This window comes from Streptomyces sp. NPDC038280, from assembly GCF_055600045.1.
Window position 1 is genome coordinate 255,879 of record NZ_JBVJYZ010000007.1, and the last position, 17,853, is coordinate 273,731.

The following is a 17,853-nucleotide window of genomic DNA, read 5'->3' on the forward strand; positions in this document are numbered from 1 at the left end:
TGGGCACAGCGTCACGTCACAAGTACCGACAAAAAAGTCAGATACTCACCAGCAGGTAACCATCCAGGTCAGCGCGGTGCCGGCAGCAGAGGCTTCCGCTCGACGGGGGACGACAGCACGATCGAGGTGGTCGTCCGGCCGAGGGCGGAGGTCTGTTCCAGGATCTCTTCGAGATGGAGGGTGTCGGTCACCGCGACCTTGAGGATCCAGCAGTCCTCGCCGACCACGTGGTGGGCCTCGGTGACCTCGGGCCGGCCGGTCAGTTCCAGGGTCCGGGGGTGCTTGAGGGTGTAACCGCCGTGCGGATCGACGCGGATGAAGGCCTGGATGCCGTAGCCGAGCCGGGCCGGCGAGACATGCGCGCCGTAGCCGGTGATGGCTCCGCACGCCTCGAGACGGCGGACGCGCTCGGTGACGGCCGCGGGGCTCAGCCTGACCCGCCGGCCCAGCTCGCTCAACTTGATGCGGCCGTCGCTCTGGACGAGCTCCAGGATCTGTCGGTCGACGGGGTCGAAAGCGGGCGCCGATGTTTCTTCGGTGGCGGCGCGCAGATGCCGTGGTTCTTTTGGCGTGACGTCCGTGACTCCCATGTTTCCCCCTTCAGAACGCGGTGCGCCACCGTAACACTTGTCCTACCGCGAGAGGGAGTTGGGAAAATGGGCAGGGCATTGGACATCTGCGTCATCGGCGGAAGCCGCTATTTCGGAAAGCGGCTGATCGGCCTTCTGCTGACGTCCGGACATGCCGTCACCGTCATCAACCGGGGTTCTTCGGCGCCACCGGAGGGGGTGACGCATCTGGTCGCCGACCGCGATGACGAGGCGTCTCTGGAGTCCGCGCTCGGTGCGCGCACCTTCGACGCCGTCATCGACCAGGTCTGCTACACCCCTGTTCAGGCGGAGATCGCGCGCCGGGTCTTCGGCCCGCGCGCCCGGCGTTATGTGATGACGTCCACGGTCGAGGTGTACGAGTACGAGAACTCCGCGTCGCCGGTGCGGGAAGAGGCCGTCGATCCACGCGGGATCGCCGTGGACACCGGCCTCCCGTGGGACGACGCCGCCTTCCTCGACGCGCACTACGGAGAGGGGAAGCGGCAGGCGGAGGCCGTCTTCGCCGCGGATCCGGCGTTCCCGTACGCGGCCGTCCGGGTGGCTCATGTCCTCGGCGGCGAGGACGACTTCACCGGGCGGGTCGGACATTACGCGCGGCGCGTCCGCGCGGCCGAGCCGATCGCGGTACCGGTCGTGAACCACCCTGCCACCTATGTGTACGTCGAGGAGATCGCCGAATTTCTCGCCTGGGCGGTGGAGCAGGAATTCACCGGGCCGGTGAACGCGCATTCCCATGGCCCGTTGACGACGGCCGACATCTGCGCGGTGATCGAGGAACTCGTCGGCGGACGGACCGTTTTCCGGAAGGTCGAGGTGGGAGACGTCTCCCCCTTCTCCTTCGCCCGCTCGTATGGAATGGACAACTCCCGCGCCACGGAACTCGGATTCACCTTCCGACACTCCTCCGAGTGGCTGCGCGAGGCGATCGCGCAGACCGTCGCCCTTCCCGGAGAGGCCCGCTGATGCGCTCACGGACGATCGGCGGGGTACGGGTCGGCGCGGTGGGGCTCGGCACCATGCCGCTGTCGATCGAGGGCCGTCCGGACACCGCCCGGGCTCTCGCCACCGTCCACGCGGCCCTGGACGCGGGCGTGACACTGCTCGACACGGCCGACTCGTACCACCCGCCGGGCGGCGAGCCGGGCGCCGGGGAGCTGCTGGTGGCCAGGGCGCTCGCGGCGTACGGCGGCGGTACGGACGAGGTACTGGTCGCCACCAAGGGCGGGCGCGGACGGACGGCCGACGGCGGCTGGAGCGTGAACGGCCACCCCCGCCATCTGCGGCGGGCCGCGGAGGCTTCCCTCACGCGCCTGGGTGTCGAGGCGATCGGGCTCTACCAGCTCCACAAGCCGGACCCGGACGTGCCGTACGAAGACTCGCTGGGGGCGGTCCGCGACCTCCTGGACGCCGGCACGGTCCGGCTCGCCGGGATATCCAACGCGGACGAGGCACAGATCCGGCTGGCCAGGGAGATCCTCGGCGACCGGCTGGTCTCCGTGCAGAACCGCTACTCGCCCGCCGTCCGGGCCGGCGAGGCGCAGCTGCGGCTCTGCGAGGAGCTGGGGCTGGCGTTCCTGCCGTGGAGTCCGCTCGGCGGAATCTCGCGCAGCTCGCTGGACGGTGCGTCGGGCCAGGAAGCGGACCCGGCGTTCGCCGGGTTCCACGCGGTGGCGCGGGAGCGGGGGGTGAGCCCGCAGCGGGTGGCGCTGGCGTGGCTGCTGGCCCGGTCACCGGCGGTGATCCCGATCCCGGGGGCGAGCCGGCCGGAGACCGTACGGGATTCGGCGGCGGCCGCCGATCTGGTGCTGGAGGAGCGGGAGTTGGCACAGCTGGAGTCCGGCGAGCCGATGCCTTCGTGACTCCGGACCACTGCCGCGGTCCGACGAACCAGTGCCTTCGTGACTCCGGACCGGCCTCGGGGACGTACCCCCCGACCTGACCGGCCGGCCCGCCGGCGTACGGACGCTGTCCGTACGCCGGCGGGCCCACGCGCCGCGGGAAGCCTCAGACCACCGCGGGGGCCTTCTCGTCGCCCCGCTGCTCCGGCACGTCCGCCGGGGCCTCGGCGTGATCGTCGACCAGGGTCTTCTCGTCGAACGGCACACGGCCGGCGAGGACTTCGGCGGCCCGTTCCTTGTCGATCTCCTTCGTCCAGGTGCCGACCAGTACGGTCGCGACCGCGTTGCCCGCGAAGTTGGTCAGGGCGCGGGCCTCGCTCATGAAGCGGTCGATGCCGACGATCAGGCCGACGCCGTCGACCAGTTCGGGCCGGTGCGACTGGAGGCCGCCCGCGAGGGTGGCCAGGCCCGCGCCGGTGACGCCCGCCGCGCCCTTGGAGGCGATGATCATGAAGACGAGGAGCGAGATCTGCTCGCCGACCGACAGCGGGTTGCCCATCGCCTCGGCGACGAAGAGCGAGGCCATCGTCAGGTAGATCGCGGTGCCGTCGAGGTTGAAGGAGTAGCCGGTCGGAACGGTGATGCCGACGACGGGCTTGCTCACCCCGAGGTGCTCCATCTTCGCGATGAGACGCGGCAGCGCCGACTCCGACGACGAGGTGGAGAGGATCAGCAGGAACTCCCGGCCCAGGTACTTCAGCAGCGTGAAGATGTTGATGCCGGCGACCAGCCGCAGCAGCGTGCCGAGCACCAGGAAGACGAAGAGCACGCAGGTCGCGTAGAAGCCGATCATGATGACGGCGAGGGACTTCAGGGCGTCCACGCCCGTCTCTCCGACCACCGCGGCGATGGCTCCGAAGGCGCCCACCGGGGCGGCCCACATGATCATGGCGAGAATGCGGAAGACCAGACGCTGGATGTGTCCGATGCCGCGCAGAACCGGCTCGCCCGCCTTGCCCATGGCCTGCAGCGCGAAGCCGGCGAGCAGCGCGACCAGCAGCGTCTGGAGGACCTCGCCCTCGGTGAAGGCGGAGACCAGGGTCTTGGGGATGATGCCGAGGAGGAAGTCCGCGGTGCTCTCACCGCCGCCCGCGGCCTGCTTCTCGCCCGCGGCCGCCACCTCCTTGGTGAGGTGCAGACCGGAACCCGGGTCGAGCAGATTGCCGACGAGCAGGCCGATGGCGAGGGCGACGGACGACATGACCATGAAGTAGCCGAGGGCGAGGCCGCCCACCGCGCCCACCTTCGCGGCCTTGCGGACCGAGCCGACCCCCAGCACGATCGTGCAGAAGATGATCGGCGAGATCATCATCTTGATCAGATTCACGAAGCCGGTGCCGAGCGGTTTGAGCTCGACGGCGACGCCGGGGGCGGCGAAGCCGACGGTGATGCCGAGCACGACGGCACCGATGACTGCCAGATACAGATAGTGGGTACGGTCCCGTCCTGCGGCCACGGGGTCCTCCTCGTCCAGATGGTGTCCCCGTCCCGGGGGATTGCGGCGACTATCCATCACCCTGTGAGCCCGGTCACCCTTGCGTGCGTTTCGTTCACCGATCCGCCGACACGATTGAGACACGCGATTCCGCCATGCAATTCCAGCCAGGCAGACTGAGTGCATGCGCATACCCCGCCCCCGGCCCCGCAGCCTCGCCGGGCAGCTCTTCGCGATGCAGGTCGTGCTGGTGGCCGCGATCGTGGCCGGGTGCGCGGTCTTCGCCTATGTGACGGACCGCTCGCAGGCCGAGGAGACCGCCCGCCGGCAGTCCACGGCGACCGCGACGGCCGTCGCCGCCTCCCCGTCCGTGGTGGAGGCGGCCCGCTCCCCGCACCCGACCGCGCTGCTCCAGCCGTACGCCGAGGCGCTGCGCAAGGAAGCGGGGGTCACGTTCGTGGTGATCATGGCCCCGGACGGGACGCGCTGGACGCACCCGGAGCCGGCCCAGATCGGCCGGACCTACCTCGGGCACATCGAGCCCGCCGTACAGGGCCGGACCTTCTCCGAGACGCACCTGGGTGTGCTCGGCCCCTCCGTGCGCACGGTCGCGCCGGTCGTCGACGACGGCAAGGTCGTCGCCCTGGTCAGCGCGGGCATCACCATCGAGCGGATCAGCGCGCAGATGCGGGAGCAGGTGACCGCGCTCCTCGTGATGGCGGGCGCGGCGCTGGCGCTCGGCGGCGCGGGGACCTACGTCATCAACGCGCGGCTGCGGCGGCACACCCACGGCATGAACGCCGCCGAGCTGAGCCGGATGCACGACTACCACGAGGCCGCGCTGCACGCGGTGCGCGAGGGTCTGGTGATGCTGGACGGTCAGCGCCGGATCGCCCTGATCAACGACGGCGCGCGGGAGCTGCTCGGCCTGGACGCCGACGCGGTGGGCGCCCCGGTCGCCGACCTCGGGCTCCCGAAGTCCCTGACCGGCGCCCTCCTGTCGAGTGAACCGCGGGTCGACGAGCTGCACCTGACGGCCGACCGGGTACTGGTGGTGTCCACCCGCCCGGTGGTCGGCGGCGAGCGGCGCGGTACGGTCGTGACACTCCGCGACCACACCGAACTGCAGGCACTCTCCGGCGAGTTGGACTCCGAACGGGGCTTCACCCAGGCGCTGCGCTCGCAGGCCCACGAGGCGGCGAACCGGCTGCACACCGTGGTCTCGCTGATCGAGCTGGGCCGCTCGCAGGAGGCGGTCGACTTCGCGACGGCCGAACTGGAGCTGGCCCAGGCCCTGACCGACCGGGTCGTCGACGCGGTCGGTGAGCCGGTCCTCGCGGCCCTGCTGCTGGGCAAGGCGGCCCAGGCCAATGAGCGGGGCGTGGAACTGGTCCTCACCGCGGACAGCCGTATCGACGACGGCCTCCTTCCGCCGGCGCTCCCGGCCCGGGACCTCGTGACCATCCTCGGCAACCTGATCGACAACGCCGTCGAGGCGGCGACGGACGACGAGGAGCGGGTGGCGGAGGGCGGGGAACGGACCCGTCCGGCGACGCCGCCGGGGACGGGCGCCGCCCCGGGGAGGCCGCGCGTCACGGTCACCGCACGCGCCGACGAGTCCGAGCTGCTGCTGCGGGTGGGCGACAGCGGGCCCGGGGTGCGGGGCGAGGACACGGCCGTCGTGTTCGAGCGCGGCTGGTCGACCCGGGGCACCGGGCGGGGCCTCGGCCTGGCCCTCGTGCGGCAGGCGGCCCACCGGGCGCGCGGAGCGGTCGAGCTGGCCCAGGGGCCGGACGGCGGCGCCGAGTTCACCGTACGGCTGCCGCTGCGGCGCACGGAGGTCCCGGCATGATCAAGGTTCTGGTGGTCGAGGACGATCCGGTCGCGGCCGACGCGCACGCGCTGTACGCGGGGCGCGTCCCGGGGTTCACCGTCGTCGCGGTGGCGCACTCCCGCGCGGCCGCGGTACGCGCCCTGGACCGCATGCCCGTCGATCTGATCCTGCTCGACCTGTACCTGCCCGACGGACACGGCCTGCAGCTGCTCCGCGCGCTGCGCGCCGCCGGTCACGCGGCGGACGTCATCGCCGTCACGTCCGCGCGGGACCTGGGCATCGTCCGTGAGGGCGTGTCCCTCGGGGTCGTCCAGTACGTCCTGAAGCCCTTCACGTTCGCGACGTTGCGCGACCGCCTGACCCGCTACGCCGAATTCCGGGCCTCCGCCGGCGAGGCGTCCGGCCAGGAGGAAGTCGACCGGGCGCTCGCCACGCTGCGCACCCCGCAGCCCGCCGCGCTGCCCAAGGGCCTCAGCGCGCCCACCCTGGCGGCGGTGACCCGAACCCTGCGCGAGGCGCCGGGCGGGCTCACCGCGAGCGAGGCCGGGAGCGCCGTCGGCATCTCCCGGATCACCGCGCGCCGCTATCTGGAGCACCTGGTCACCGACGGCCGGGCGGCGCGCAGCCCCCAGTACGGCCAGGTCGGACGCCCGGAGCTCCAGTACCGCTGGACCGCCTCCGTCCGCTGAAACAAGATCCGCACGCCCTCTTCCGTGTTACCAGCCAGTTCGATACGGTGGCCGGAGCCACGCCCGCGTCCGGACCCAGGCCCCCCGAGGGGGTCTCTCAGAGGTTCCTACGAGTTATGGCGTTGGGTGAACGCACCGTAGCCAATTGTGACCGGATGCTTCTACCGTGTCGGCGTGCAACCCTCCCCTCCCTTCAACGCCCCAGCAGCACGTCGACTGCGCGAAGCCCTCGGCATGGCCCCCGGCCATGTCGCCTACGGACTGCGCGCCCAGTACGGCCTGCCCATCTCCCCCGACACCGTCATCGCCTGGGAGCGCGGTCACCTCGCTCCCAGCTCGCAGGAGCTCACCGCGCTCGCCGGAGTGCTCTGGTGCGCCCCGGCCGAGCTGCTCGCCGCCGCCACGACGCTGCGCGAACACCGGATGGCGCGCGGCCTGGCCCTCGAGGACCTGGCCCGCCGGGTCGGGCTGGACGCGAACGCCTACCGGCGGATGGAGGACTCCGGCCGCTGGCGCGGCAATGAGCGCCAGACCACCGCCCTCGCCGAGGTCCTCGTCCTGTCGCCCCGCGCGCTCGTCTCGGCCACCGGCCGCGACGATGAGCTGGCCGAGCTGCTGCAGAGCGCGTCGACGACCCGCTGGCAGGCGTATGTGAAGCCGCTGGGCAAGCTCCTGCCGATACCCAGGCCCGTGCTGGAGCGGGTCCTCCAGCAGCTGCACACCGAGTACCACTCCCGGATGGCGGCCACCAGCAGCTGGGGCGCCTCCGGCGGCAGCGGCGACTCCGGGCGGTCGTTCCTGGACCGGATCGTCCCGCACTTCTGGGAGCTGACGGGCGACTGAGCCACACGCCCGACCCGCTCCCTCATCCCTCCCCGCGCACCCCTCGCACATCCCTCCGTGCGGCGTCCGCGCGCTACGCGGCCGGCTTCTTCGCCGGATCGACGGCCTTCGGGTCGAAGCTGAACAACTGTCCCGCCCCGTCCTCCGCGCACCGCGTCTGTTCCAGCCGCGCCCACTCCGCCTTCGGGTCACCACCCACCACCGCCACACACAGCCCGGTGTGCGTGGGCCTGAGCAGGTAACCCCTCACCGGCGTACCGAAGGGCTCGATGCGGAACGCCTCCGCGTCACCCCGCTGACCGCACTCGCTGTCCTGCAGCGGGCCGCCCGGCAGCCGGGCCTCCGACGGAATCCCCGAGCAGCCCGGGCCGAACTCCGGATGGTGCGACACGATCCGCCACCGGCCGCCGTCGAGCCGTTCGAGGGCGTACTGGGGCACGACCGCTCCCTCGCAGCGCACCTGGTAGACCTGCCCCTCCCTCGATTTCGGGCGTTCGTTCAGGCACAGGCCGGAGTGGACAGCGCGGATCGCCACGAACCCGGGCGCGGGCGCGACGGGCGGCCGGAGGGCGCCGACGGTCCCTCCACCCGTCGCGCCGCCCTTGCCGGGGGACTCCTCGCGGACATAAGCGACCACGCTCACCACGGCGATGACCAGCGCCGCGACGGCGATCAGGGCGACCAGCAGGCGCGGCGTCCCGGACCGGCCGCGCCCGGAACCGGGTCCGGGCACCGGGGTCGTCGGCCGGTGCGGGCGGGCGCCCGCTTCCTGGGTACGTTCGCTCTCGGGGCGGCCTTCCGTACGGGCCTCACCGGCGCCCGGCGCGCCTTCCGCCCACTCGGCCCCGCTCGCGTCCCCGCCCGTCCTCCCGCCCCCGGCCGGGTCCCCGGCGGGCTCCTCGGCCGCCTCCTTGGCGTATGCCGCGTCGAAGCGTCCCCGTACGGCCAGCTCCTTGCGGACCGCCAGCCAGCTCTCCAGCGCCTCCGGACCCGCGCCGCACGCCCGCACGAAGGCGGTCAGCAGCTCCTCGCGGGGGACGGTCGCACGCGACAGCATGTTCGCCACGGTCGAGCGGGGCAGTACGTCCCCGACCGCCTCAGCGCGCGCGGACAGCTCGCGGTAGGTCAGCCCGGACCAGTCCTTGAGAGCGGCCAGCAGCGCGATGAACTCGGCGGGGCTCCGTGCCTCCCGTGGATCGGGAGATCTCTCCCCATCGGCCATGCGTGCCTCTCCCCCGTTCCCCGGCCCAGGTGCCGAACCGCCACCGGACAGAGTTGGGACATGTCCGGGACATGCCTAAGCCTTGTTGATCCCGCGTCCCAACTCAAGAGTGGAAACCGGCAATTCCGGTGGGGGCCGGGATGCCGCGGGGGCACGAACGGCCCTGATCGTCCACGGGGGTGACGATCAGGGCCGCTCGACGGGTCACTCGGCGAAGTGTGTCCCGGACAGCGCCCGGACGCCCCGGCACCGGGGCACGCGCGCGGTCAGAAGACCGACTCCGCCTCGAACATGCGGTTCTCGGGGACCGTCTTGAGGCGGGTCACGGCTTCCCGCAGCGGCACCATGGTGACCTCCGTGCCCCTCAGCGAGGTCATCCGCCCGTACTCGCCGCGGTGCACCGCCTCCACCGCGTGCCAGCCGAACCGGGTGGCGAGCACCCGGTCGTACGCGGTCGGCGTGCCGCCGCGCTGGACGTGTCCCAGGATGACCGGCCGGGCCTCCTTGCCCATGCGCCGCTCCAGCTCGACGGCCAGCCGGTTGCCGATGCCCTGGAAGCGCTCGTGGCCGTACTGGTCGATCTCGCCCTTCTGGTACTCCATGGAGCCCTCGGCCGGGTGCGCGCCCTCCGCGACGCAGATGACCGCGAACTTCTTGCCGCGCGCGAAGCGTTCCTCGACCATCTTCACCAGGTCGTCCACCTGGAAGGGGCGTTCGGGCAGGCAGATCCCGTGGGCGCCGCCGGCCATCCCGGACTCCAGGGCGATCCAGCCCGCGTGCCGGCCCATGACCTCGACGACCATGACCCGCTGGTGGGACTCGGCGGTGGTCTTGAGCCGGTCGATGGCCTCGGTGGCGACCATGACGGCGGTGTCGAAGCCGAACGTGCGGTCGGTGGAGGAGATGTCGTTGTCGATGGTCTTCGGCACGCCGACGACGGGCATGCCGGCGTCGGACAGCAGCCGGGCGGCGGTCAGGGTGCCCTCGCCGCCGATGGGAATGAGCGCGTCGATGCCGTAGCGCTTCTGCAACTCCGCGCAGTTCTCGGCGGCTTCGCTCAGCCGGGCGCGCTCCATGCGGGCCGAGCCGAGGATGGTGCCGCCGCGGGCCAGGATGCCGCTGACGGCGTTGAGGTCGAGGGGGCGGTAGTGCCCGTCGAGGAGACCCTTGAATCCGTCCTCAAAACCGATGACTTCGTCTCCGTACCCGGTGAGCGCGCGGTGCACGACCGACCGGATCACAGCGTTCAGACCGGGACAGTCGCCGCCTGCGGTGAGAACTCCGATGCGCATCGTGCCGTGTCTCCTGCTCCGTAGTGGTACATGTGAGCTTTACCGATTCTCCCACTTTCGGGGCTCGGTTCGCCTCCGGGGCGCTTTCAGCATGCGCCGACGCCCCTTTGGCTCACTCGCCCGTCGGGGTCACTCGCCTGCCCAGTCGGGGGGCCGGAGATCCCACGGGCGCTTTATCCATGGCCAGAGGTATTGTCAAGAGGGCAATGCCACCCTATCGGGGATTTCCCACCGCACTCGTTTGACAGGAGACGACGGCGTGACGCGCAGCGTGTACGTGACCGGGATCGACCGCGGAGACGGCCGGCAGGTCGTGGAGCTGGGGGTCATGGAGCTCCTGACCCGCCAGGTGGACCGTGTGGGAGTGTTCCGGCCGCTCGTGCACGACGGGCCGGACCGCCTCTTCGAACTGCTGCGGACGCGCTACCGCCTCTCCCAGGATCCGTCCTCCGTGTACGGCATGGACTACTACGAGGCGTCGGCGCTCCAGGCCGAGCAGGGTACCGACGAGCTGGTGTCCCGGCTCGTCGAACGCTTCCACCGGGTGGCGCGGGAGTACGAGGTCGTGCTCGTCCTCGGCACCGACTTCGCAGGTACCCAGCTCCCCGACGAGCTGGCGCTCAACGCCCGGTTGGCCAATGAGTTCGGCGCCTCGGTGATCCCGGTCGTCGGCGGCAGGAAGCAGGAGGCCGAGGCCGTCCGGGCCGAGGCCCGCAACGCCTTCCGGGCGTACGACGGGCTCGGCTGCGACGTCCTCGCCATGGTGGTGAACCGGGTCGCCGCGGCGGACCGCGAGGCCATCGCCGACCGGCTGGCCGCCCGCCTCCCGGTCCCCTGCTACGTCCTGCCCGACGAGCCGGCCCTGGCCGCGCCCACGGTCGCCCAGATCACCCACGCCCTAGGGGGCACGGTGGTGCTCGGTGACGACGCGGGGCTCGCACGGGACGCCCTGGACTTCGTCTTCGGCGGGGCGATGCTGCCGAACTTCCTGAACGCGCTGACCCCGGGGTGCCTGGTCGTCACCCCCGGCGACCGGGCCGACCTGGTGGTGGGCGCGCTCGCCGCGCACTCCGCCGGCACGCCACCGATAGCGGGCGTCCTGCTCACCCTGAACGAGCGGCCGAGCGAGGAGATCCTCACGCTGGCGGCCCGGCTGGCGCCCGGCACCCCGGTGATCTCGGTCGCCGGCAACAGCTTCCCGACCGCCGCCGAACTCTTCGCCCTCGAAGGCAAGTTGAGCGCGGCGACACCCCGCAAGGCCGAGACCGCGCTCGGTCTCTTCGAGCGGCACGTGACCACCGCCGATCTGCTGAAGCGGATCTCGGTGGCGCGCAGTGGCCGGGTCACGCCGATGATGTTCGAGCACGACCTGCTGGAGCAGGCGCGGGCCGACCGGCGCCGGGTGGTTCTGCCGGAGGGCACCGAGGAGCGGGTGCTGCGGGCGGCCGATGTGCTGGTGCGGCGTGATGTGTGCGACCTGACTCTGCTCGGCGACGTCGAGGTCATCCGCAAGAAGGCCGCCGATCTCGGGATCGATCTGAGCGCCACGCAGCTGATCGACCCGCAGACCTCCGAGCTGCGCCCGCGCTTCGCCGAGCAGTACGCGCGGCTGCGCGCCCACAAGGGCGTGACCGTGGAGCTGGCGTACGACGTGGTGGCGGACGTGAACTACTTCGGCACCCTCATGGTCGAGGAGGGCCTGGCCGACGGCATGGTCTCCGGCTCGGTGCACTCCACGGCCGCCACGATCCGCCCGGCCTTCGAGATCATCAAGACGAAGCCGGACGCGGGGATCGTCTCCTCGGTCTTCTTCATGTGCCTCGCCGACAAGGTGCTGGTCTACGGCGACTGCGCGGTCAACCCGGACCCGAACGCCGAGCAGCTCGCCGACATCGCCGTCCAGTCGGCCGCGACGGCCGCCCGGTTCGGGGTGGAGCCGCGGATCGCGATGCTCTCGTACTCCACCGGCACCTCGGGCTCGGGCGCGGACGTGGACAAGGTGCGCGAGGCGACGAAGCTGGTCCGTGAGTCGCGCCCGGACCTGAGCATCGAGGGCCCCATCCAGTACGACGCGGCCGTCGAGCCGTCCGTCGCCGCGACGAAGCTGCCGGACTCGGAGGTGGCGGGCCAGGCGAGCGTGCTGATCTTCCCGGACCTCAACACCGGCAACAACACCTACAAGGCCGTGCAGCGTTCGGCCGGCGCCGTCGCGGTCGGCCCGGTGCTGCAGGGTCTGCGCAAGCCGGTGAACGACCTCTCGCGCGGCGCGCTGGTCAGCGACATCGTCAACACGGTCGCCATCACGGCGATCCAGTCCCAGGGTCAGGAGATCTCCGCATGACGGCCACGCAGGCCCGGACGGCCACGCGCGTCCTCGTTCTCAACTCCGGCTCGTCGTCGGTGAAGTACCAGCTGCTCGACATGCGGGACAGCTCGCGGCTGGCCATGGGCCTGGTCGAGCGGATCGGAGAGGAGACGTCCCGGCTGGTGCACACCCCGCTGAGCACGGGGGCCGACCGGCGTGAGCGTACGGGCCCGATCGCCGACCACGCGGCGGCGCTGAAGGCCGTCGCCGAGGAGCTTGCGCACGACGGACTGGGCCTGGACTCACCGGACTTGGCCGCGATCGGCCATCGAGTCGTGCACGGCGGGCTGAAGTTCACCGCGCCGACGGTGATCACCGAGGAGGTCATGGCGGAGATCGAGCGGCTGGTCCCGGTCGCGCCCCTGCACAACCCGGCGAACATCACCGGCATCCGGACCGCGCGGGCGCTGCGCCCCGATCTGCCGCAAGTGGCGGTGTTCGACACCGCGTTCCACACGACCATGCCGGAGTACGCCGCCCGGTACGCGATCGACGTGGAGACCGCGGACGCGCACCGCATCCGGCGCTACGGCTTCCACGGCACCTCGCACGCCTATGTGTCGCGGCAGACGGCGAAGCTGCTCGGAAAGGCGCCGGAGGACGTCAATGTGATCGTGCTGCATTTGGGCAACGGCGCGTCGGCGTCGGCGGTCGCGGGCGGACGCTGTGTCGACACCTCAATGGGGCTGACGCCGCTGGAGGGTCTGGTGATGGGCACGCGCTCCGGTGACATCGACGCGGCCGTGACCTTCCACCTCATGCGGGTCGCCGGAATGAGCGCGGACGACATCGACACGCTGCTGAACAAGAAGAGCGGTCTGGTGGGGCTCTGCGGCGACAACGACATGCGGGAGATCCGCCGGCGGATCGACGAGGGCGACGAGCGGGCCCGGCTCGCTTTCGACATCTACATCCACCGGCTGAGGAAATACATCGGCGCGTACTACGCGGTACTCGGCCGGGTGGACGCGGTGGCGTTCACGGCGGGTGTCGGGGAGAACGCCGCCCCGGTGCGGGAAGCTGCGGTCACGGGCCTGGAGGAGCTGGGCCTGGCGGTGGACGCGGAACTCAATGGCGTACGTTCCGACGAGCCACGGCTCATCTCGCCGGAATACGCGCGAGTGGCGGTGGCAGTAGTGCCGACGGACGAGGAGCTCGAAATCGCGCGTCAGACGTTCGATCTTGTGAACGCCTGAGCGGGCCCCCGCCCATTTGTACTTTCCACCAGACGGAATATTCCGCAGGGAAACAAACCGATAGGATCCGCCTTATGCGCCGTTCCAAAATCGTCTGCACACTGGGCCCCGCCGTCGACTCCTACGAGCAGCTGAAAGCGCTCATCGAGGCCGGCATGAACGTGGCCCGCTTCAACTTCAGCCACGGGACCCACGCCGACCACGAGGAGCGGTACCACCGCGTCCGACAGGCCTCGCAGGACACCGGCCGCGCCGTGGGCGTGCTCGCCGACCTCCAGGGCCCGAAGATCCGCCTGGAGACCTTCGCCGAGGGACCGGTCGAACTGGTCCGGGGCGACGAGTTCATCATCACCACCGAGGACGTCCCCGGTGACAAGTCCATCTGCGGCACCACGTACAAGGGCCTGCCCGGAGACGTCTCCAAGGGCGACCAGATCCTGATCAACGACGGCAACGTCGAGCTGCGGGTCATCGAGGTCGACGGCACCCGGGTCAAGACCATCGTCGTCGAGGGCGGCGTGATCTCGGACCACAAGGGCATCAACCTGCCCGGCGCCGCGGTCAACGTCCCGGCCCTGTCCGAGAAGGACGTCGACGACCTCCGCTTCGCGCTCCGGATGGGCTGCGACATGGTCGCGCTCTCCTTCGTGCGGGACGCCAACGACGTCAAGGACGTCCACAAGGTGATGGACGAGGAGGGCCGCCGGGTCCCCGTCATCGCCAAGGTCGAGAAGCCGCAGGCCGTCGACAACATGGCGGACGTCGTGGCGGCCTTCGACGCGGTGATGGTCGCCCGCGGTGACCTGGCGGTCGAGTACCCGCTGGAGAAGGTCCCGATGGTGCAGAAGCGCCTCGTGGAGCTCTGCCGCCGCAACGCCAAGCCGGTCATCGTCGCCACCCAGATGATGGAGTCGATGATCACCAACTCGCGCCCCACGCGCGCCGAGGCCTCCGACGTGGCCAACGCGATCCTGGACGGCGCGGACGCGGTCATGCTGTCGGCGGAGTCCTCCGTCGGCGCGTACCCGATCGAGACCGTGAAGACGATGTCTAAGATCGTCACCGCGGCCGAGGAGGAGCTCCTCTCCAAGGGCCTGCAGCCGCTCGTGCCGGGCAAGAAGCCGCGTACGCAGGGCGGCTCGGTCGCCCGCGCGGCCTGCGAGATCGCGGACTTCCTGGGCGCCGAGTCGCTGGTCGCCTTCACCCAGTCCGGCGACACCGCCCGTCGCCTCTCCCGCTATCGCGTGGCCCAGCCCATCCTGGCCTTCACCACCGACGAGGGCACCCGCAACCAGCTCGCCCTGAGCTGGGGCGTCGAGTCCTTTGTCGTCCCGTACGTGGACAACACCGACGCGATGGTCGACCTGGTCGACGCGGAGCTGCTGAAGCTCCAGCGGTACAACGCGGGCGACACCATGATCATCACCGCCGGTTCGCCCCCCGGCGTCCCGGGCACCACGAACATGGTCCGGGTCCACCACCTGGGCGGCCAGGCCGCCGCCGAGTAGTCACGGCGCGGACCGCGCGAAAAGCGGTGAGCCCCCGTCCGGTGCGGACGGGGGCTCACCGCTTTTCGCGGCTCCCGGAAAAGTCTGGGGGTGGATCAGCTGGGCTCGATCGTGTTCCGCAGGCCCGGCACCTTGAGCGTGCCGCCGAACTGGCCGGCCTGCTTGACGTGCACCTTGGTGAAGAAGGCGTAGGGAACATTCAGCGGGGGCGGGGTCTCCGGGCTGAACGTGATCGGAATGAGGCCGAAGAGGTTGCCCTTCAGCTCCTCCGTGTACATCGTCACCGTGCCGTCGGTGATCGTGGACGTCGAGCCCGCGTTGGACCTGACGTGGCCGGTCAGACCGTCGGAGTGGACCGTGAGCTGATGCAGGTCCTTGATGTCGACGCCGGTGGCGGTGAACTTCAGAACCTTCTTGATCTTGCCGCTGCCCGTCTTCACCTCGACGATGCCGTGGTAGTCGAGGCCCTTCAGGGTGAGCAGGCTGCTCTCCAGCAGCCACGGCTCGTCCGGGAGCAGCGGGATGCCCGGCTCCATCTTCGCGTCCGCGAGCGCCTGGGGATCGGGCGTCGGGCAGGGGAAGGGCTGCTTGGCGCCCTCGGGTATGTCCTCGTCCTTCGTGGGGTCGAGGCCCTTGGCCTTCTCCGGCAGCTCCTCGACCGTGGCGCCGGCCTTGTCGGCGGCGTCCTTGATCGCGTCCTTGGTGCTGTCGGTGACCTCGCCGGTCTTCGTGCCGCCCGACTCCGCGGACGGCTCGGTGCTCGGCTCGGTGCTCGGCTCGGTGCTCGGCTGCGTCGAGGGCTTGGTGGACGGGCTGTCCGGCACGCTCGGGGCAGTGGTCGACGGGGTGGCCGTCGGCTGCTCGTCGGGGCCGTCGAAGATGTCCTTGATCTTGTCGCCGAGACCCAGCGGGTCGAGCGGGTTGACCGACTTCGTCGGGGTCGGGGCCGGGGCGGGCGCCTGGGCGGCCGTGTCCTTCGGCAGGGTCTGCGTACCGCTGGTGCTCGCGGAGGGGCTGGCGCCGGGAGTGGGCTTCTTGCCGTCCGCCGTGTCCGTGTCGTCCTTGGACCCGGCGTCGTCCTTGCCCGCCGACTCGCTCGCGCTCGGCTTCGCCGACGGCTTGGTCGACTCCTCCGGGCTCTTCGACGCGGTGGGCTTGTCCGACTCCGACGGCTCGTCGGAGCGCGTCACGCACGGGCCGGGCGCGAAGGGGATGTCCTTCTCGTCGGCGAGCGCGAGCTTCGGGGTCAGGCCCAGACCGATGAAGACGGCGGTCGGCATCGCCGCCAGGGCCATCGCCTTGCCGGCGGGGGCCTGGATCTTGCTCAGCAGCGACTTCCGGGGGGCCGCGTGTCGCGGCCCGCTTCTTGCCAGAGTGGCGTCGCCCCCAGCCGTCGCCGACTGTGTTTCGTCACCCCGCACTGTTCCTCCCGCCGTTGGCGTCGAACGCCGTTTCATGGGCGTTCGCGTTCGAGTACGACTCCTCGCCGGCACGCTGCTCGGGGAGGACAGAGGCGCCGTCGGTGCCCGAAGGCCCCGCGGTCCCGTCGTGCTGCGCCTGCTCGGCCCGCACCGCGTCGCCCTCCTCCACCGGCACTCCCGGGGCCCACGCCGCGGAGAGCGCGCCTCCGAGCAGCGAGCAGAGGAAGCCGATGAGGAAGCCGCCGATGTTGGCCACCGGAAGGGACACCAGGGCCAGCACGATGGCAGCGACGCCCGCGAAGACCCGGACGGCGGCCTGGAACCACATCGTGAGACCGAGGGTGACGAGCAGGACACCGATGATCAGCGATCCTGCGCCCGCCGTGGTCGACATGGCGATCGTCATGTTGCCCAGCCGCATGTCGGCGTAGGGCAGGTAGGCGATCGGTACGCCGCCGAGCATGGTGAACAGCCCGCCCCAGAACGGCCGGTTGCCACGCCACGCCCGGAAACGCAGCCACCAGTAGGGGAATCCGTGGGAACCAGTGGACTCGGCGCTCATGGAAAACAGCTCCCTGGAAGCGGTGTTGCTGAGAAAAGGTGGTGAAAAGTAATGAAGGGGACCGGAACGGGCGGGGCCACGACCGCGGCCCACGCCCGTCTGGAGCTTCTTACTCGGAGAAGCACTCCTTGGTGCCCTTGTGCAGCTTCAGGCTCAGGTTGGGGAGCTTGAAGGTGCCGGCGGTGGTCGCCCAGGCCTTCTGCTCCACGCCCGTGAGCGTCGCCGTCTTGGCGCGCTGCGAGAAGCCGTACGGGTTGGCCTGGGTGCCCGGCTGAATGCCCGGGTCCTTCAGCGAGCCCGCGGCCACACCGATGTCGATGTTGCCGAACTCGGCGTCGGCCTTCAGCGAGGAGACATCGAGGTAGATGTCCTTCGCGTAGACCGGCTTCTTGTCCTCGGTGCCGGCCCTCAGCTCGAGGCTGACGCTGCCGATGAACGGCACGTCGGGCGTGACGACCGACTGGCACATGTTGGTGATCCAGGCCTCGCTGAAGCCCGACACGGCGACCGGCTCGGCGAACGGCTTGCCCTTGAGGTCCTTGCCGCTGGCGACGCTTCCGTACTGGACGAAGTCGTTGCCCTTGAGGCTGTCAGCCTTAACCTTGAACTCTTGGCCGGAGATGCTGAACGACGCGGCGAGCGCGCCCTGCGCCAGGCCGACACCGATCGCGGCCGTAGCGACCACGCTCGGCACCATGACAACGGCGAACCGCTTCCATCTGGTACCGCCACGAACCTGGGACTTCATGAGAATTCCTCCTTCTCGGACGTACATCTCCGGATGGGCCCAGGGCCCGTCCTGGGATGGGAGAAGTGCTACGTCCTCGGGAAGGAGAGCGCCGTACTCCAGGCGCGAGGTGCGTCCGAATCACCGGCGATCACCCCCGAGCGACAACCACTGGCTGTGCTTCACGCGTCCACACAACCTGTTTGGACAGGCCCTGCCGGATCAGCAGGAACCCCCCTGTCCACAGCCG

The 17,853-nt window shown here is 70.7% G+C and carries 15 protein-coding genes; 8 read left to right on the plus strand and 7 right to left on the minus strand.

From position 1 onward, the window contains the following. Positions 1-68 precede the first annotated feature (68 nt). Positions 69-590, minus strand: a complete 522-nt coding sequence (locus ACZ7J0_RS17580; protein ID WP_469119346.1) for an Lrp/AsnC family transcriptional regulator — start codon at positions 588-590, stop codon at positions 69-71. Between the two features lie 66 nt (positions 591-656). Here ACZ7J0_RS17580 and ACZ7J0_RS17585 point away from each other — a divergent pair, with 66 nt between their 5' ends. Next, positions 657-1,574 carry an NAD-dependent epimerase/dehydratase family protein gene (locus ACZ7J0_RS17585; protein ID WP_470888260.1) on the plus strand — a complete coding sequence of 306 codons (918 nt, stop codon included), beginning with the start codon at positions 657-659 and terminating at the stop codon, positions 1,572-1,574. Then, a complete protein-coding gene (locus ACZ7J0_RS17590; protein ID WP_470888262.1) occupies positions 1,574-2,470 on the plus strand; it encodes an aldo/keto reductase in 897 nt (298 codons plus the stop codon). Before ACZ7J0_RS17585 ends, ACZ7J0_RS17590 begins: the two co-directional genes overlap by 1 nt. A 145-nt stretch (positions 2,471-2,615) precedes the next feature. On the opposite strand, the gene ACZ7J0_RS17595 is transcribed toward ACZ7J0_RS17590, so the two are convergent. After that, positions 2,616-4,022 (minus strand): cation:dicarboxylate symporter family transporter, encoded by a 1,407-nt coding sequence (locus ACZ7J0_RS17595; protein WP_470888264.1) that lies wholly within the window; start codon positions 4,020-4,022, stop codon positions 2,616-2,618. A 106-nt stretch (positions 4,023-4,128) separates the two neighbouring features. On the opposite strand from ACZ7J0_RS17595, the gene ACZ7J0_RS17600 reads away from it, so the two are divergent. From ACZ7J0_RS17600 to ACZ7J0_RS17610, 3 genes are all read left to right on the plus strand, one after another. Then, on the plus strand, positions 4,129-5,796 hold the full coding sequence (locus ACZ7J0_RS17600) for a sensor histidine kinase (RefSeq protein WP_470888266.1): 1,668 nt from the start codon (positions 4,129-4,131) through the stop codon (positions 5,794-5,796). After that, entirely contained in the window at positions 5,793-6,467 is a 675-nt protein-coding gene (locus ACZ7J0_RS17605; RefSeq protein WP_470888268.1) for a response regulator, read from the plus strand. The genes ACZ7J0_RS17600 and ACZ7J0_RS17605 overlap by 4 nt, the downstream gene beginning before the upstream one ends. Positions 6,468-6,701: 234 nt before the next feature. Beyond that, positions 6,702-7,310: a helix-turn-helix domain-containing protein gene (locus ACZ7J0_RS17610; RefSeq protein WP_470888365.1), complete on the plus strand. Its 609-nt coding sequence runs from the start codon at positions 6,702-6,704 to the stop codon at positions 7,308-7,310. Between the two features lie 73 nt (positions 7,311-7,383). On the opposite strand, the gene ACZ7J0_RS17615 is transcribed toward ACZ7J0_RS17610, so the two are convergent. Continuing rightward, positions 7,384-8,532 carry an RICIN domain-containing protein gene (locus tag ACZ7J0_RS17615; RefSeq protein ID WP_470888269.1) on the minus strand — a complete coding sequence of 383 codons (1,149 nt, stop codon included), beginning with the start codon at positions 8,530-8,532 and terminating at the stop codon, positions 7,384-7,386. Positions 8,533-8,798: 266 nt separating this feature from the next. After that, entirely contained in the window at positions 8,799-9,824 is a 1,026-nt protein-coding gene (locus tag ACZ7J0_RS17620; RefSeq protein WP_470888271.1) for an ATP-dependent 6-phosphofructokinase, read from the minus strand. 259 nt (positions 9,825-10,083) lie between these two features. Here ACZ7J0_RS17620 and pta point away from each other — a divergent pair, with 259 nt between their 5' ends. From pta to pyk, 3 genes are all read left to right on the plus strand, one after another. Beyond that, positions 10,084-12,165 (plus strand): phosphate acetyltransferase, encoded by a 2,082-nt coding sequence (gene pta / locus ACZ7J0_RS17625; RefSeq protein WP_470888273.1) that lies wholly within the window; start codon positions 10,084-10,086, stop codon positions 12,163-12,165. Further along, positions 12,162-13,385, plus strand: a complete 1,224-nt coding sequence (locus ACZ7J0_RS17630; protein ID WP_470888275.1) for an acetate kinase — start codon at positions 12,162-12,164, stop codon at positions 13,383-13,385. Before pta ends, ACZ7J0_RS17630 begins: the two co-directional genes overlap by 4 nt. Before the next feature lie 74 nt (positions 13,386-13,459). Continuing rightward, positions 13,460-14,893: a pyruvate kinase gene (pyk, locus tag ACZ7J0_RS17635; protein ID WP_470888277.1), complete on the plus strand. Its 1,434-nt coding sequence runs from the start codon at positions 13,460-13,462 to the stop codon at positions 14,891-14,893. A gap of 95 nt (positions 14,894-14,988) precedes the next feature. Here pyk and ACZ7J0_RS17640 read toward each other — a convergent pair whose 3' ends face one another. The 3 genes from ACZ7J0_RS17640 to ACZ7J0_RS17650 all read right to left on the minus strand — a co-directional run bounded on the left by ACZ7J0_RS17640 (position 14,989) and on the right by ACZ7J0_RS17650 (position 17,624). Continuing rightward, positions 14,989-16,314, minus strand: coding sequence for a hypothetical protein (locus ACZ7J0_RS17640; protein ID WP_470888279.1), 1,326 nt, complete (start codon positions 16,312-16,314; stop codon positions 14,989-14,991). After that, a complete protein-coding gene (locus ACZ7J0_RS17645) occupies positions 16,304-16,876 on the minus strand; it encodes a DUF6114 domain-containing protein (protein WP_470888281.1) in 573 nt (190 codons plus the stop codon). The genes ACZ7J0_RS17640 and ACZ7J0_RS17645 overlap by 11 nt, the downstream gene beginning before the upstream one ends. Before the next feature lie 109 nt (positions 16,877-16,985). Beyond that, positions 16,986-17,624: a DUF6230 family protein gene (locus ACZ7J0_RS17650; protein WP_470888283.1), complete on the minus strand. Its 639-nt coding sequence runs from the start codon at positions 17,622-17,624 to the stop codon at positions 16,986-16,988. Positions 17,625-17,853 lie beyond the last annotated feature (229 nt).